The organism is Ornithinimicrobium sp. (genome assembly GCF_051004135.1).
In the GTDB taxonomy this organism is placed as follows: domain Bacteria; phylum Actinomycetota; class Actinomycetes; order Actinomycetales; family Dermatophilaceae; genus Ornithinicoccus.
Window position 1 is genome coordinate 1 of record NZ_JBPCKQ010000069.1, and the last position, 16,596, is coordinate 16,596.

At 71.4% G+C, this 16,596-nt stretch carries 13 protein-coding genes; 10 read left to right on the forward strand and 3 right to left on the reverse strand.

The annotated features are described in order from the left end of the window. Positions 1–339: 339 nt before the first annotated feature. Positions 340–2,100: an RNA polymerase sigma factor gene (locus ACR2FV_RS03865; RefSeq protein ID WP_434014383.1), complete on the forward strand. Its 1,761-nt coding sequence runs from the start codon at positions 340–342 to the stop codon at positions 2,098–2,100. A 3-nt stretch (positions 2,101–2,103) separates the two neighbouring features. Here ACR2FV_RS03865 and ACR2FV_RS03870 read toward each other — a convergent pair whose 3' ends face one another. The 3 genes from ACR2FV_RS03870 to ACR2FV_RS03880 are packed head-to-tail and all read right to left on the reverse strand — an operon-like array spanning position 2,104 to position 6,667. Further along, positions 2,104–4,389 (reverse strand): transglutaminaseTgpA domain-containing protein, encoded by a 2,286-nt coding sequence (locus tag ACR2FV_RS03870; protein WP_434014384.1) that lies wholly within the window; start codon positions 4,387–4,389, stop codon positions 2,104–2,106. Beyond that, positions 4,386–5,699 (reverse strand): DUF58 domain-containing protein, encoded by a 1,314-nt coding sequence (locus ACR2FV_RS03875; protein WP_434014385.1) that lies wholly within the window; start codon positions 5,697–5,699, stop codon positions 4,386–4,388. Before ACR2FV_RS03875 ends, ACR2FV_RS03870 begins: the two co-directional genes overlap by 4 nt. Further along, positions 5,696–6,667 (reverse strand): AAA family ATPase, encoded by a 972-nt coding sequence (locus ACR2FV_RS03880; protein ID WP_434014386.1) that lies wholly within the window; start codon positions 6,665–6,667, stop codon positions 5,696–5,698. Before ACR2FV_RS03880 ends, ACR2FV_RS03875 begins: the two co-directional genes overlap by 4 nt. Before the next feature lie 335 nt (positions 6,668–7,002). On the opposite strand from ACR2FV_RS03880, the gene mraZ reads away from it, so the two are divergent. The 9 genes from mraZ to ACR2FV_RS03925 all read left to right on the forward strand — a co-directional run. After that, positions 7,003–7,434 (forward strand): division/cell wall cluster transcriptional repressor MraZ, encoded by a 432-nt coding sequence (gene mraZ / locus ACR2FV_RS03885; protein WP_434014387.1) that lies wholly within the window; start codon positions 7,003–7,005, stop codon positions 7,432–7,434. 243 nt (positions 7,435–7,677) lie between these two features. Beyond that, entirely contained in the window at positions 7,678–8,661 is a 984-nt protein-coding gene (rsmH, locus tag ACR2FV_RS03890) for a 16S rRNA (cytosine(1402)-N(4))-methyltransferase RsmH (RefSeq protein ID WP_434014388.1), read from the forward strand. Further along, positions 8,658–9,149: a hypothetical protein gene (locus ACR2FV_RS03895; protein WP_434014389.1), complete on the forward strand. Its 492-nt coding sequence runs from the start codon at positions 8,658–8,660 to the stop codon at positions 9,147–9,149. Before rsmH ends, ACR2FV_RS03895 begins: the two co-directional genes overlap by 4 nt. A 3-nt stretch (positions 9,150–9,152) precedes the next feature. Then, positions 9,153–11,033 (forward strand): peptidoglycan D,D-transpeptidase FtsI family protein, encoded by a 1,881-nt coding sequence (locus ACR2FV_RS03900; protein ID WP_434014390.1) that lies wholly within the window; start codon positions 9,153–9,155, stop codon positions 11,031–11,033. Continuing rightward, positions 11,030–12,433, forward strand: coding sequence for a UDP-N-acetylmuramoyl-tripeptide--D-alanyl-D-alanine ligase (locus ACR2FV_RS03905; RefSeq protein ID WP_434014391.1), 1,404 nt, complete (start codon positions 11,030–11,032; stop codon positions 12,431–12,433). The genes ACR2FV_RS03900 and ACR2FV_RS03905 overlap by 4 nt, the downstream gene beginning before the upstream one ends. Next, complete coding sequence (mraY, locus tag ACR2FV_RS03910) at positions 12,430–13,545, forward strand: phospho-N-acetylmuramoyl-pentapeptide-transferase (RefSeq protein WP_434014392.1); 1,116 nt, start codon at positions 12,430–12,432, stop codon at positions 13,543–13,545. The genes ACR2FV_RS03905 and mraY overlap by 4 nt, the downstream gene beginning before the upstream one ends. Continuing rightward, positions 13,542–15,056, forward strand: coding sequence for a UDP-N-acetylmuramoyl-L-alanine--D-glutamate ligase (gene murD, locus ACR2FV_RS03915; RefSeq protein WP_434014393.1), 1,515 nt, complete (start codon positions 13,542–13,544; stop codon positions 15,054–15,056). Before mraY ends, murD begins: the two co-directional genes overlap by 4 nt. Beyond that, on the forward strand, positions 15,053–16,396 hold the full coding sequence (gene ftsW / locus ACR2FV_RS03920) for a putative lipid II flippase FtsW (RefSeq protein ID WP_434014394.1): 1,344 nt from the start codon (positions 15,053–15,055) through the stop codon (positions 16,394–16,396). The genes murD and ftsW overlap by 4 nt, the downstream gene beginning before the upstream one ends. After that, positions 16,396–16,596, forward strand: a 201-nt coding sequence (locus tag ACR2FV_RS03925; protein ID WP_434014395.1) for a glycosyltransferase, incomplete at its 3' end; no start/stop codon positions are given. The genes ftsW and ACR2FV_RS03925, both read left to right, overlap by 1 nt.

The window sequence follows — 16,596 nt, forward strand, 5'->3', positions numbered from 1 at the left end:
TCGTCGTGCGGCCATGTCGATCTTGCCTTCCATACCAGGCAAGCCTGCCCCCACCGGGAGCGTTTCGCGCTCAAAGTACGTGAGGCACCAACCAGCACCACGCGCTCAAAGTATGCGAGGCACGTCGAGGGGCGGTGTTGCGCAGTGGCGGTGTTTATAATGGAGGTGCGCCGTCCGGTCAGGGCCTGACTCGATGACCTCTCCGCCGTCACGACGCATCCCCGAGCCCCGATGGACCCGGTTCCAAGACCCGAACCGGGTCGGCTCGGTGCGCCCCTGAACGCGCGACCCAAGCCCGCGACAGAGCAGAGCTGCCGCAGAAAGTAGTAGGTGCCACCCGTGACATCCTCGACCGCCACGTCCGACGCCTCCAGCCCGCCCGCCGACTTGCCTCAGGAGTTCTCCGACCCCACGCTCCGGCAGCTGTTCGCTGAGGGCAAGGACCGAGGATTTCTGATGTTGGCCGAGGTCAGGCACGCTCTGGAGACCGCAGAGTTGCCCAAGAAGGGGCAGACCAAGGTCTTGCGCACCTTCCACGACAACGCCATCGAGGTGCGCGAGGACGACACCTCCGAGCTGCCCGCCTCGCCGCGGGGCACCAAGCGGACCCCCGCCAAGCGGACCCCCGCCAAGCGGGCTCCCACCAAGCGCGCAGCGGCCGCGAAGTCGACACGGGGGCAGTCGGCTGCCACATCGTCCGCTACGGCCAAGGCCGCACCGGGACCGGCGCCGGTCGCCGATCCGGACTCGACCACGAGCACCGCCGGGGCCGAAGAGAGCGCCGAGCCACCGAAGAAGAAGCCTGCCCGCAAGACCAGGCGCAAGACACCGGCCAAGCCGGCGTCCAAGCCAGCCGCGACCTCGGCAGCGGCCGGGGGCCGCACCCGCACCGCCGCCAAGGCTGCCGGCCCGACCGAGACCGCCGCGGACGGCACGTCCGCCAAGACCACGGGCAACCGCGCCGCCAAGGCACAGGCCGGCGGCGGCGAGACACCAGGCGAGGGGGCCGCTGAGCAGGATCTGGACGACCTCGACGAGGCCGAGGCGGCCCGGGCGCGCAGCGAGGAGCAGACGGTCGGCGCCAAGACTCCCGCCCAGGCCAAGAGCGCCGGAGACGGTTCGCAGGACAGCTTCGTGCTCTCCTCGGCCGACGACGAGGACGCGCCCGCCCAGCAGGTTGTCACGGCCGGTGCCACCGCGGACCCCGTCAAGGACTACCTCAAGCAGATCGGCAAGGTCGCGCTGCTCAACGCCGAGCAGGAGGTCGAGCTCGCCAAGCGCATCGAGGCAGGCCTGTTCGCCGAGGAGCGGCTCGGCTCCGGTGAGAAGGTCGAGGCCAAGCTCAAGCGGGAGCTCTGGTGGATCGCCCAGGACGGCAAGAACGCCAAGAATCACCTGCTGGAGGCCAACCTGCGCCTGGTGGTCTCGCTGGCCAAGCGCTACACCGGGCGGGGCATGCTCTTCCTGGACCTCATCCAGGAGGGCAACCTGGGTCTCATCCGCGCGGTCGAGAAGTTCGACTACACCAAGGGCTACAAGTTCTCGACCTACGCCACTTGGTGGATCCGGCAGGCCATCACCCGGGCGATGGCCGACCAGGCCCGGACCATCCGCATCCCGGTGCACATGGTCGAGGTCATCAACAAGCTGGCCCGCGTCCAGCGCCAGATGCTGCAGGACCTGGGCCGGGAGCCCAGCCCCGAGGAGCTGGCCGCAGAGCTCGACATGACCCCTGAGAAGGTCGTCGAGGTGCAGAAGTACGGCCGGGAGCCGATCTCCTTGCACACCCCGCTCGGCGAGGACGGCGACAGCGAGTTCGGTGACCTCATCGAGGACTCCGAGGCGGTCGTGCCCGCCGATGCGGTGTCGTTCACCCTGCTGCAGGAGCAGCTGCACTCGGTGCTGGACACGCTGTCCGAGCGCGAGGCCGGCGTGGTGTCGATGCGCTTCGGCCTCTCCGACGGCCAGCCCAAGACGCTCGACGAGATCGGCAAGGTCTACGGCGTCACCCGCGAGCGCATCCGGCAGATAGAGTCCAAGACCATGAGCAAGCTGCGGCACCCGTCGCGCTCCCAGGTGCTGCGCGACTACCTCGACTGAGCCTCAGCGGCGGGTGATGATCGAGCGGAGGCCGTGCCACCCGGTGCGGGGTAGCCAGCGCGCCCGGGCCCGGACCGTGCCGGACGAAGACTCTCGCACGCGATCGATGACGGTGCGCACGTCCCCGTTCAAGTGGGGTGCGCTCGCGGGGCCGGTCCGACCCGGTCCGGCGTAGCGGGTGCGCTCCAAGGTCTGCGTCACCCGTCCCAGCGCCTCATGCCCTCGACGGTCCAACTCGGTGTGCTCGGCGTAGTGCGACCTCATCGCCCGGGGGCTCTGCGGCGGGGCCGGGGGCACCCCGAGGTCGGAAAGGGACCGGGTCAGCAGCAGCCACTGCGCTTCGACCTGCTCCCGGGCCGTGCGGGCCGTGCGCACCTCACGCTCGCGGAACCGTCGACCGGCCAGCGGCACGAGCAGCATCAGCAGGCCGACGACGACCAGCGCAAGGAGCACCAGGCCGGCCCGGGTGAGCACCTGCTGCAGCGTGCTGTCCTGCGCCGGCGGCTCCTGCGGGGCGGGCTCCTCGACGTCGACCTCGGGCACCGCCTGGGGAGCCGGGAACTGGGCCCCCGGATCCTGGAACGAGCGGGTGAAGCCCGGGGCGGGACCGGTTCGGGTGCCCGGGGTCGGCTCGAAGCGCGTCCACCCCAACCCCTCCAGCCACAGCTCGGGCCACGTGTGCGCATCGGCTGCGACGACCCTGCGCTGGGAGCCCCCCTGCAGCTCGCCGGGCAGGAAGCCCACCGCCATCCGGGCGGGGATGCCCTCGGACCGGGCCATCATCACCATCGCCGTGGCGAACTGCACGCAGTAGCCCTGCCCGCTGGCCAGGAACTGGCTGATCGGCTCGTCGACCACGTCGGGCCGGGCATCCGCCAGCTCCAGCGAGTAGACGTAGTCCCCGCCGCGCAGGTGGTTCTGGATGGCGATGGCCTGCTGCAGCGGCTCGGTCTGCTCGCCGACGACCTGCGCCGCTCGGGCCTGCACCGCCGGCAGCGCCGCTTCGGGGACATCGAGCAGCTCGGGCCGCATCAGCTCCGGCGTCGCGGGGCGGGCGCCCACGTCGGCGGGCATTTCGTCGACCGGGGCCAGGCTCAGGTAGCCGGCGGTGTAGTCCGCCACAGGCCGTCCGCTGAGCTGGGCCACTCCGGCTCGGGTGTCGAAGAGCCACGGTGCGCCCTCGGTGTCCAGTGAGGTCAACGGCGCGGGGGCGGCCAGGTGCGGTGGTCGCAGCGAGTTGACGGCGACCCGGATCGTCTCGCCCCGGGTCACCACCCCGGGAGCCAGCTCACTCACGGGGTCGGCGGCTCGGGTCGGTGGGTCGATGAGCTCGCTGCGCCGGCGCTGCGGAGGCTGCCACTCGCCGTCCTGGTAGACCTCCGTCGCCGTGACCTTGAGGGGCTCGAGTGCTCGCGCGCTGGAGGTGTAGCGCAGCACCGTGGCGGTCGACTGGCTGCGTAGGTCGGCGGCCGGGTCCATCGTCTCCACGAAGCTGACCTCGCCACCGCCCCCGCCGAGGTCGTTGGCGTCCGGGTTGCGGGCCAGTCCCTGCGCGAAGTAGGTGGGGGGCAGGTGCGGCAGCAGCCCCGCGCCGAGCAGTGCGAGGGCCAAGGTGGCGACCCCCAGCAGCCGGGCGCTCGAGCGGTGCCCCGTGCGGCCGTGCGAGACGTCGTCACCGGCGACGAACTCCCGGCGTCCGCGGGAGGGCCACGACTCCACGAGCCGCTCGCCCTGCTGCACCACCATGAGCATCCACGTCGCACCGGTGGCGGCGAAGAACCACGGCTGCATCGCCTCGCCACTGTTGGACACCGAGACCAGGAAGGCGGCTGCCAACGGGATCCCGGCCACGGCGGGAGACCGCCCGGTCACCCCGATCGTGTCGACGGAGGTGGCGGTGAGGACCAGCACGGCCACGACCAGGAACGACACCCCGGTCGTCGTGGGGGCGGGCGCAGCATACGTGCTCAGGACCGTGCCGGCCTCACGCAGCAGCTCCGCGGCACCTCGCACGGTGGTGGGGGTGGGCACGCCGTACCAGAGGGTCTGCGGGAGGTAGACGGCAGCGATGCCGAGACCGCCGACAGCCAGCTGGCCGAGGGAGACCACCGACGGGGCCGCACGCACCGTGCGCAGCACGCCGCCGGTGGTGGCCACCGCTGCGACGAGCACGATGGCCGGAGCCAGCCAGCTCTGCGCCTGCAGCAGGGTGGTCAACGGCCAGGCGACGGAGAGGCTGGCCAGCGCCGCCACCAGCGCTTCTGGCCACAGGCCGCGCTCGAGCTTCACGAGACCATCCTGGCGTTCGAGCGGGCCTGCAAGGTGGCCCAGGCCAGGGGAATGGGGGTATGCGGTGTGCAGGCCGCGACCTGCCACCCGGCGTCGGTGAGGATCCCGGACTTCCCGGGTGCGACCGGCGCCGGCTCTGGCGGTGGCGGCCCCGTCGGCTCGGCAGCGGCCTTCGGGGCCCACGCGCCCTGGTCCACGTCAGGGTCGACGCCGGCGAAGGAGCGCCGGTCCAGGACGAACGCGCTCGCCCGCGCCCCGTGCTCGCGGATGCTTGCGAGATGGCGCAGCTCCTCGGCGTCGTGCGCCACGATCGCTGCCACGGCCAGCACGCCACCGGCGGTGAAGGAGTGGGCGGCACTGGCCAGCGGCTCCAGCTGCACATCCTGCTCGGTCACCGCGCGGGCCAGCAGGTCGAGGAGGGAGTCGATCTCCACGGGGTGCGCGGCGGTGCCGTCACGCACGGTCTGGGCGGTGAGCAGGTGCACGACATACCGGTCCAGCAGCAGGGTCCTTGCCACCGAGGCGAGAGCTGACACGGCGTACTCGAACGAGGCGCTGCGACCCTCGCCGTGCGCGCTGCGTCTGCCGTCCAGCAGCAGCACCGCCCGCCGGCGCGAGGGCCGGTCCTCCTGGCGCACCATCAGCTCGCCCCGGTGCGCAGTGGCCGGCCAGTGCACCCGGCGCAGCTCGTCGCCGTCGCGGTAGTTGCGGATGCTGACGTCGTCCTCGCCGTGCAGCGCCACCATCTGCGGCTGTTCGCCCTCGCTGCCGCGCGCATGCGGACGCAACCGTGTCTCGCCCAGGTCGTGGACCCGCGGCAGCACCAGGACCTCGGTGGTGCTGGACAGCCGCACGGCGAGGTAGGTCAACCCGAACGGGTCGCGTTGCCGCAGCCCGAGCGGACCGAGCAGGTAGGCGCCCCGGTGGGCGCTGCGGATGGGGTAGCGCACCGTGCGCTCCTCCTGCGGCTCCATCCTGGGCAGCAGGAAGCGGGGCCGGTCCCCCAGGTGCACGTCGACATGCTCCTCGGCCAGGTACATCGCCGAGGTCTTGCGTCCGACGTTGACGAAACGGGCCTCGACCAGGGCACGCTGGTCGGGCTGCAGCCGGCCCGGCGTGACCAGGCGCCGCACCGCCAGCGTGGGGGACCGGCGCCGGGTGAGCACGAGTGCACACAGCGGCAGCACGAGCACCAGCAGCCCGATCCGGGTCACGTCCGGGTAGCCCAGCACCATGCCGGCCAGGGTGGCGACCAGACCCAGCCACGCGAAGACCTGGCCCCGGGTGGTCAGGATCTCCAGCGGCTTCATGGCCCGGCGGGCACCGGCGTGCGTCGCACGATCTCGGTGAGGATGTCGGCTGCGGAGGTCCGGGAGAGCTGGGCCTCGCTGGTGGGCATCAGCCGGTGGGTCAGCACGGCCCCCGCGAGGGCCTGGACGTCCTCTGGCAGCACATGGTCGCGCCCCGCCAACGCGGCGTGTGACCGGGAGGCTCGCAGCAGGTGCAGCGCGGCGCGAGGAGAGGCGCCCAGCTTGAGCAGGCTGTGCTCCCGGGTCGCGCCGACCAGGTCCACGACGTATCGGCGCAGCGCCGGCGCGGAGTGCAGCCGCCGGATGGCCTGGATCTGGGCGCGCACCGCGGCGCCGGTGGTCACCGGGCGCAGCTCGGAGAGGGGATCGCGCTCGCCGTGCGAGGCCAGCATCTCCAGCTCGGCGGCCGACGAGGGGTAGCCCAGTGAGATCCGGGCCATGAACCGGTCCCGCTGGGCCTCTGGCAACGGGTAGGTGCCCTCCATCTCGATCGGGTTCTGGGTTGCCATGACGATGAAGGGACGGGGCAGCTGGTGACTGGTGCCGTCGACGGTGACCTGGCCCTCCTCCATGGCCTCCAGCAGCGCGGACTGGGTCTTGGGGGAGGCGCGGTTGATCTCGTCACCCACGACGACGTTGGCGAAGACCGCGCCGCGGCGGAACTCAAAGCTGCGGGTGTCCTGGTTGAAGACGTTGACGCCGCTGATGTCGCTCGGCAGCAGGTCGGGAGTGAACTGCACCCGGCTGACGTCGCAGTCGATCGCCTTGGCCATGGCCTTGGCGAGCATGGTCTTGCCGACCCCCGGGACGTCCTCCAGCAGCAGGTGCCCCTCGGCCAGCAGCACGGTCACGGCGGTGCGGACCGCCTCGTCCTTGCCCTCGATGACGGTGGAGATCGCCTCGTGCACACCCGTGGCGACGGTGCGGACGGCGTCCAGGTCGAGGGGTTCGGCGGTGCTGACTGACATGAGTCGATCCTGCCTCATCTTCTCCGGGGACGGTCAAGGGATCCCCACGACCCCCCACCAGAGTATGCCGAGGGGCTCGGTCCGACAGCGCCACAACCCGGTCTCAGGGTGACGGTGCTCGTCGGTGACTCCTCGGCCGCGCCTGACACCTGCCTTTTGGGGCATAGGTGGAGGCGCGAGCCCCACCCTGCCCCACAGTGTTTGACCTGCAACGTTGGATCTCGAACGTTCGAAACCAGGAGTTTTTCACGTTGACTGTGGGGTAAAGTGGAGTATCGTGGGGCGCACGGGAGAAGCATGAGCGACGGCAAGCGGACCGGAAGGGGTGCGAGACGATGTTCCTCGGCACGCACACCCCGCGACTCGATGACAAGGGGCGGATGTTCCTGCCAGCCAAGTTCCGCGAGCGGCTGGCCGGAGGGCTGGTCGTCACCCGGGGCCAGGAGCGTTGCCTCTATGTCTTCCCGATGAGTGAGTTCGAGCGCATCGCGACCTCGATGCAGGCGACCCCGACCAGCAACCGCGCCGTCCGCGACTACCAGCGCGTCTTCCTCTCCGGAGCCTCCGACGAGATCCCCGACAAGCAGGGGCGGGTGACCATCCCCGCCACGTTGCGCGAGTATGCCGGGCTGTCCCACGAGTGCACGGTCATTGGGGCCGGCGCCCGGTTGGAGGTCTGGGACACCGGCGCCTGGACGGCATACCTGGAGCAGACCGAACAACGCTTCTCCGACCAGTCCGAGGAGGTTGTCCCCGGCTTGCTGTAGACGCCCCACACCCCACCCGCACCAATCCGGTGCCTGGCCCCTCCCGCTCGTCCACGTTCCCGGCGCCTCTTCCCCGGTGCCGGGCCCGCACAGTCGGTCCTCGTCCCTGCGCCTCTTCCCCGGCGCCGGGGGGCAGACCGAGGCGAGCGTGGGGGACCAGGCACCGGACCGGACCCGGCACCGCCACGAGACCAGCATCCAGCATCCAGCACCCAGCACCCAGCATCGAGGAGGACAGGAGCCATGGCCGACCGTGGTCCCGCACGACACGTGCCGGTCCTGCGCGACCGCGTGGTGGAGCTGCTGGCGCCCGCTCTGCAACAGCCAGGGGCGGTGGTCGTGGACGCCACCTTGGGGATGGGAGGCCACGCCCAGGCGCTGTTGAGGGCCTGTCCGCAGGCCCGGCTGGTGGCACTGGACCGGGACCACGATGCGCTGGAGCACGCAGCCGCCCGGCTGGTCCCGCAGCGCGACCGCATCGACGCGGTGCACGCGGTCTACGACGAGCTGCCCGAGGTGCTGGACGGGCTGGGGATCGAGACGGTCGACGGGCTGCTGTTCGACCTGGGGGTCTCCTCTTTGCAGCTGGACGACCCGGATCGAGGCTTTGCCTACCGGGACGACGTGCCGCTGGACATGCGGATGGACCAAAGTGATGGCAGCACCGCTGCCGAGGTGCTCAACACCTATGACGCGGCCGACCTGGAGCGGATCCTGCGGGACTACGGGGAGGAGCGCTTCGCGCGCCGGGTCGCCCGGGCGCTGGTCGCCGAACGGGCGCGGCGCCCGTTCGAGACCTCTGCGCAACTGGTCGAGGTGCTGCAGGCCAGCATCCCTGCCCGCTCGCAGCGCACCGGGGGCCACCCGGCCAAGCGAACCTTCCAGGCGCTGCGCATCGAGGTCAACCGCGAGCTGTCGGTCTGGGCATCCGCCCTGCCGGCGGCCCTGGACCGGCTCGCGGTGGCCGGCCGGATCGCGGTGCTGTCCTACCACTCCCTCGAGGACCGGATCACCAAGACCACTCTCGCCTCGGCCGCGACCGGGTCGACCCCTGCAGGGCTGCCGGTCGAGCTGCCCGAACACCAGCCGTGGCTGCGCCTGCTCACCCGCGGCGCCGAGAAGGCCTCTCCGGCCGAGACCCAGGACAACTCCCGCGCCGCCTCCGTTCGGCTGCGCGCCGCCGAACGCATCCGCCCCAGCCGTCCCGTCAGGAAGAGCACCCGATGAGCCAGATGACCGCCACCGCCCGGCCCAACCCACGGCGCGTCGCCGAGGTCTCTGCACCCCCCCGGCCGCGGCTGCGGATCGTCGACTCGGCGCCGTTGCCGGCCACGCACATGGGCTACGGCCTGCTGTGCGCAGCACTGGTGGTCGCCGGCCTGCTGATGATGCTGGTGCTCAACACGGCTCGCGCCGAGGGGTCCTTCGAGCTGGGCAGCCTGCAGCGCACCACCACCGAGCTCAGCACTCGCGAGGTGTCGCTGCAAGGAGAGCTGGCCAGCAGCCAGGCCCCCGAGAGTCTGGCAGCCAAGGCGGGTGAGCTGGGCATGGTGCCCTCACCCTCGACCGCCGTGCTGCGTCTGTCCGACGCCCGGGTGCTCGGCGTGGCAGCCGGGACCGAGGCGGGCCGCACGTTTACCGTGGAGATGCCACCTCCGGCCCGCGGGGGGGCGCCGATGTCGATCGGCACCCAGGACGGACGAGCAGGAGGCTGAGCAGTGGGGCGCAGGGCGGGCTCGACCAGACTGCACGGGGGCATCGCCCATCCCGGTCGACGGTCCCGGGTGTTCCTGGTCTGCGTGCTGATGATCTTCAGCCTGTTCGCCGCCCAGCTGGTGCGACTCCAGGGGCTGGACGCCGCCACCGTCTCGGCCGCGGCGATCGACGACCGGCTGCGCCAGGTGATCATCCCGGCCGATCGCGGGACCATCACCGACGTCAACGACCAGCGCCTCGCCCTGGACGTAGCCAAGGTCCATGTCGCGGTCGACCCGGTCAACGTGCGCTGCTACACCTTGACCTCCGCCGAGTGCGCCGACCCGGCACAGGGCTCGCGAGGCATCGCGGCCGCCGCCGCGGACATCGGCGAGGTGACCGGTGAGGACCCGGCTCGCCTGGCCTCGATCATCCAGTCCACGACGGGGCGGTGGGGGTACCTGCTCAAGGACGTCTCACCGCAGCGGTGGCAGCAGATCAGGGCCCTGGACATCCCGGGCATCACTGCCGAGGACCACCACCGGCGGTTCTACCCCATGGGCGAGTCGCACGCTCCGCTGCTGGGCTGGCTGGGCACCGGGGGTCAGCCCGCGGGCGGCGTCGAGCTGACCCGCGACGACATACTCACCGGTCGGCCGGGGGAGCGCTCCTTCGAGATCGGGGGCAACGGCGAGGTCATCACCACGGCACTGTCCGTCGAGAGCCCACCCGTCGCGGGGGAGAGCGTGCGGCTCACGATCGACTCGGATCTGCAGTGGTATGCCTACGACGCGATCGAGCAGCGGGTCAAGGAGGCCGGCGGCCTCAGCGGCTACGTGCTGGTGCAGGAGGTGAGCACCGGCAAGCTCGTGGCGGCCGCCGGCTATCCCTCCTTCGACCCCGCCGAGGCCACCCAGACCGCCGACGGCATGCGCAACCCGATCATCGAGGACGTCTACGAGCCGGGGTCGACCAGCAAGCTGATCACGGCCGCGGCGGCGCTGGAGGAGGGGATCATGACCCAGGACACCCCCTTCGTCGTGCCCAACCGGCTGCCCCGGGCCGGCACCACCTTCCGCGACGCGCACGACCCGGAGACCCCCTACCTCACCTTCGCCGGGGTGCTGGCCACGTCCAGCAACATGGGCACGATCATGTATGGCGAGAAGCTCGATGACCAGGTGTTCTACGACTACCTGCGCAGCTTCGGCCTCGGCGAGGTGTCCGGGCTGGGACTGCCCGGCGAGTCGGCCGGTGTGGTCCCGGAGCCCAAGACCTGGAGCCGCACCAGCAAGTTCACGATGATGTTCGGTCAGGGCCTGTCCACCAACCCGCTGCAGCAGCTCGGCGTCTACCAGACCGTGGCCAACGGCGGGGTCCACCTGCCACCGTCCGTCATCGAGGGGGTCACCGACCAGCAGGGGGTCTACACCGCCACGCCCCCTGCCGCGAGTGAGCGCCTGCTGCGCGAGGACACCACGCAGACGCTGACCGACATCCTGATGCACGTGCCCACCGACGAGGGCACGGCCCCCACGGCCGCGGTCGACGGGTACCACGTTGCGGGCAAGACCAGCACCGCCGACCGCTTCGACCCCGACCTCGGGCGCTACAAGGGAGTGACCGCCTCCTTCGTCGGCTTCGCGCCCGCAGAGACACCGAAGTATGTCGTTGCGGTGACCGTGCAGCGGCCCACCCGGATCAGCAAGTACGGTGGCACCATCTCCGGACCGGTGTTCGCCGACGTGATGCGCTACGCACTGCAGCGTCAGGGTGTGCCGCCCAGCGGCGGGTCGATCCCGGAGATCGCCCTCACCTACGACCCGCAGCAGCAGGCCCCGGGTGAGGACCAGGGTGTGACCCTGGGTGATGTCGCCGTCTCCGACGAAAGGCCCGATGAGTGATCCCTCTGTCGCTGCGCGACGTGGCTGCGGTGACCTCCGGGCGGGTGCTGCCCGAGCAGGCCGGCGACGTCCTCGTGGAGAGCGGGGTATACACCGACTCCCGTGAGTGCGGACCCGGCAGCCTCTACGTCGCTCGCCGCGGAAAGCACGCCGACGGACACGACTTCGTGGATGCGGCCGCGGACGCAGGGGCTGTGGCCGCACTGACCGCCCGCGTCGTCGGCGACCTGCCTGCGGTGGTCGTCGACGACGTGCAGGACGCCTTCGCCGCACTCGGTCGGGAGGTGGTCGACCGGTGCACCGCCGCCGACGGGCTGCACATCGCCGGGATCACCGGCTCCTCCGGCAAGACCTCCAGCAAGGACCTGATGGCCCAGGTGGTCAGCCGGTTGGGGCCCACCCTGGCGCCGGTCGAGTCCTACAACTCCGAGGTCGGGGTGCCGCTGACCGTCTGCCGGTTGACGCGAGACACCGCATACCTGGTCGCGGAGATGGGGGCCTCCGGGGTCGGTCACATCGACTACCTCACCCGCATCGCGCCGCCGGAGATAGGCGTGGTGCTCAACGTCGGCACCGCGCACCTGAGCGAGTTCGGCTCGCAGGAGGCGATCGCGCACGCCAAGGCCGAGCTGGTCCGCGCCCTGCCGGAGCACGGACTCGCCGTGCTCAACGCCGACGACCACCGGGTCGCCGCGATGGCCGAGCAGACCTCGGCCCGGGTGGTGCTGGTCGGCACCGGGCCGCAGGCGCAGGTGCGGGCCGAGCAGGTGCAGCTGGATGCCCTGGGGCGCCCTGCCTTCACCCTCGTGGCGGTGGGCAGCGAGCCGGTGCCCGTCCGCCTGGCCCTGCACGGACGACACCACGTCGCCAATGCGCTGGCCGTGGCGGCCGTGGCGAAGGAGTGGGGGATGAGCCTGCCCGACATCGCCAACGCTCTGGGTGAGGCCATCCCGAGGTCCCGGTGGCGGATGCAGGTGACCGAGCGCCCGGACGGGGTCACGGTGGTCAACGACGCCTACAACGCCAACCCGGAGTCGATGCGGGCGGCCCTGCATGCCCTGGCGGCGATGACGGGGGCCGGGCGCAGAGCGATGGTCGTGGGCGAGATGCTCGAGCTCGGCGCAGGCAGCGAGGCCGAGCACCGTCTGGTGGGAGAGCAGGCGGCGAGCCTGGGCATCGACCGGCTGCTGGCCGTCGGCGCCGCCGAGCCCGCCGCCGAGGGGTTCGTGGCGGCAGGCGGGCGCCCCGACGCCGCGCAGGTCGTGCCCGACGTCGCGACGGCGCAGACCCTGCTCACCGACCTGCTGCGCCCCGGTGACGTGGTGCTGCTGAAGTCGAGCCGCGACTCCGGGCTGCGACACCTGGGGGACACGCTGGCGCACGCCATGCCCCCGACATGATCAACGTCCTGCTCTCGGCCGCGACCGCGATGGTGGTCGCGCTGTTCGGGACCCCGCTGTTCATCCGGCTGCTGGTGCGCCGCGGTTACGGCCAGTTCATCCGCGACGACGGGCCCACCAGTCACCATACGAAGCGCGGCACTCCCACCATGGGTGGCGCCATCATCATCGCCGCCACCTTGTCCGGCTACTTCGTCGCCCATCTGGTGCTCTGGGTCGTCGGCCTGCTCGGGTGGTTCGACATCGGCGGGAGCAGACTGACCATCAGCGCGTTGCTGGTGCTGTTCCTGATGGCCGGTCTCGGCGTGGTCGGCTTCCTCGACGACTACATCAAGATCTCCAAGCAGCGCAGCCTGGGGCTGCGGTCCTGGGAGAAGCTGATCGGCCAGACCTCGGTCGCGGTCGTCTTCGCCGTGCTGGCCCTGGAGTTCCCGACCGACGGTTTCCGGACTCCGGCGAGCACGGCGGTGTCGTTCGTGCGGGACACCCGGATCGACTTCGCGGCCGCGGGGACGGTGGGTGGGCTCATCCTGTTCGTGCTGTGGGCCAACGTGATGATCGCCGGTGCGAGCAACGGGGTGAACCTCACCGACGGCCTGGACGGGCTGGCGACCGGTGCCAGCGTCATGGTGTTCGGCTCCTACGTGCTGATCGGGATCTGGCAGTACAACCAGAGCTGCCAGCTCAGCCCCGGTCCCAACTGTTACGACGTGCGAGATGCCCTGGACGTCGCAGTGGTGGCCTCCGCCGTCGCCGGGGCTGCCTTCGGCTTCTTGTGGTGGAACGCCTCACCGGCCAAGATCTTCATGGGTGACACCGGCTCGCTGGCCCTCGGCGGGGCGCTGGCCGGGCTGGCGATCGTGACCCATACGCAGCTGCTGATGGCCATCCTGGGCGGGCTCTTCGTGCTCATCACCCTGTCGGTCATCATCCAGGTCGGGTCCTTCAAGATGACCGGGCAGCGAGTGTTCCGGATGGCTCCGTTGCAGCACCACTTCGAGCTGCTCGGCTGGGCCGAGGTGACCATCGTGATCCGCTTCTGGATCATCGCCGGGCTGTGTGTCTCGCTCGGACTCGGCCTGTTCTATGCCGAGTGGGTGGCCCAGCTGTGAGACTGGACGGACTGACCCATCGCGACGCCGACTGGGCCGGTCTGCGTGTCGTGGTGACCGGTCTCGGGGTCAGCGGCTTCGCGGCAGCCGACGCACTGGTCGAGCGCGGGGCAGTGGTGACCGTGCTCGACGAGGGCAGCGCGTCCGGCGGCGCCGGCGAGGGGCGCGCCAAGATCCTGGACATCCTGGGCGCGCAGGTGCGCCGCGGCCCCGAGCACGTGACCGCGTGGCCGGCAGACCTGGTCGACACCGACCTCGTAGTCACCTCACCGGGCTGGCGACCGGGCCACCCGGTGCTTGCCGGAGCCCGGCGCCGCGGCATACCCGTCTGGGGGGAGGTCGAGCTCGCCTGGCGAATGCGGGCGGAGACCGGCGCGGCACCGTGGTTGACGGTGACCGGCACCAACGGCAAGACCACGACCGTGCAGCTGCTCGAAGCGATGCTGGGCGCTGCGGGCCTGCGGGCGGTCGCGGCGGGCAACGTCGGCACACCCGTCCTGGAGGCCGTGCTGCACCCCGAGCCCTACGACGTCCTGGCCGTCGAGCTGTCCAGCTTCCAGCTGCACTACAGCCACAGCCTGTCGGCACTGGCCTCCTGCGTGCTCAACCTGGCTCCCGACCACCTCGACTGGCACGGTTCGGCGGCCGACTACGCCGCGGCCAAGGCGCGGATCTATGAGCGCACCCTGGTGGCCTGCGTCTACAACGTGCAGGATGCTCAGACCGAGCAGATGGTGATCGACGCCGAGGTGGTCCAGGGCTGTCGGGCGATCGGCTTCACCACCGGGGTCCCCGGACGCTCGATGGTGGGGGTGGTCGACGGGATCGTCGCGGACCGTGCCTTCGTCGCCGAGCGGGCCACGTCGGCTGCTGAGCTGGGGACGCTGAGCGACCTGCACCCCTCCGGCACTCCGGCGCCGCACCTGGTGGCCGACGCCCTGGCCGCGGCCGCGCTGGCCCGTGCGGCCGGGGTGCCCCCCGTGGCCGTGCGCGACGGGATGCGTGCCTTCATCCCCCCTGAGCATCGGATCACCGAGGTGGCCTCGATCCGGGGGGTGCGCTTCGTCAACGACTCCAAGGCGACCAACCCCCATGCTGCGGCCGCCTCGCTGCAGGCCTACCCGGATGTCGTCTGGGTCGCCGGTGGTCAGCTCAAGGGTGCGGACGTCGAGGAGCTGGTCCGCGAGGCCGGCCCGCGGCTGCGCGCAGTGGTGCTGCTGGGAGTCGACCGGTCGCTGATCGCGGCGGCGCTGGCCCGACACGCGCCCCAGGTGCCGGTCCGGGAGGTGCTCGCCCCCGAGACTGGGACCATGGCACCCTCCGACGCAGCGACGACCCTGGACCGGGTGATGGACGACGTCGTGGACGCGGCGCTCGAGCTGGCCCGGCCCGGCGACGCCGTGCTGCTCGCGCCGGCCGCCGCCTCGTTGGACATGTTCGAGGACTACCGGGCGCGCGGTCTCTGTTTCAGCGCCGCGGTGCAGCGGCGCGCAGACCGGGAGAGCACGTGAGCACCACCACCCGTCGGGGTGGCACTGCGACGCTGCGCCCCCGAGCGTCCGGTCCTGCACCGCAGCAGACCGCATCAGCGGCCTCCCGGGGATCGGCCGCGGCGGATGCCGCTGCCCTTGGGCGAGGTGGGGCGCTCACCGCGGCAGCGCAGTGGCTCCGCTCGCCGGTGGCGCCCTACTACCTCGTGCTGACCAGCGCCACGGCGCTGGTGTCGATCGGGCTGGTCATGGTGCTGTCCGCCTCCAGCGTGCGAGCCTATGTCGAGACCGGCAACTCCTACGGCGTCTTCGTAGAGCAGCTGCTCTACGCCGTGGCCGGCGTGGTCCTGGCGGTCGGGGCCGCACGGCTGCCCGTGCGGTGGTGGAAGCGGCTCGCGTTGCCCGGCCTGGTGCTGGCGTTGCTGATGCAGGCCGCCGTGTTCTCGCCCCTGGGCTTCGAGGTCCAGGGCAACCGCAACTGGATCGCCGTGGGTGGCCGAAGCCTGCAGCCCTCGGAGTTCGGCAAGCTCGCCCTGGTCGTCTTCGGCGCGGCGGTGCTGGCCCGCAAGCGCAAGGTCATCGGCAGGATCGTGCACGCGCTCGTGCCCTTCGTGCTGCCTGGGGCGGCGCTGCTGATCGGTCTCGTCGTCGCCGGCCACGACCTGGGGACGGCGATGATCATGACCGCCATCGTCGCGGGGATGCTCTTCGTCGCCGGTCTGCCGGTGCGCTGGTTCGTCCTGGTCGGCATGTTGGTCGCGGCCGGTGCAGCCTTCCTTGCGGTGGGCAGCAGCAACCGGATGCAGCGCATCGAGACCTGGCTCGGCGACGCCTGCACCAACCCGCAGGTGGCTGGCTGCTTCCAGAAGGTGCACGCCCAGTACGCCCTTGCCGACGGTGGCTGGTGGGGGGTCGGGCTGGGCGCGAGCCGGGAGAAGTGGTCGCTGCTGCCCGAGCCGCACAACGACTTCATCCTGGCCATCATCGGCGAAGAGCTCGGCCTGCCCGGCACGTTGACCGTGCTGTTGCTCTTCGGTGTGCTCGCGTATGCCGGCTACCGGGTGATCATGAGCAGCACCGACCCGTTCGTGCGCCTGGCGGCCGCCGGCACCACCGTCTGGCTGCTCGCGCAGGCGTGCCTCAACATCGGCTCGGTCATCGGCATGCTCCCGATCGTGGGTGTCCCGCTGCCCCTGGTCTCCAGCGGCGGCTCCGCACTGCTTGCAGCGCTGTTGGCGATCGGGCTGCTGCTGGCGATGGCGCGCTCGACCCCAGGCTGCGCCGCGGCGTTGGCCGGGCGGCCCTCGAGACTGCGCCGCACCCTGGCGGCACTGCCCGCAGCAGGTCGAAGGAGGCGCTGATGCGCGAGCGCTCCGCGCCGTCGGTTGTGCTGGCCGGCGGGGGGTCCGCCAGCCCCGTCAACCCGCTGCTGGCCACCGCGGACTGCCTGCACCGTCGCGACGGTGACACAAACATCACGGTCCTGGGCACCACTGCGGGGCTGGAAGCGAGACTGATGCTGGAGAGCGGATACCCGCTGCACACGCTGCCCGAGGCGCCC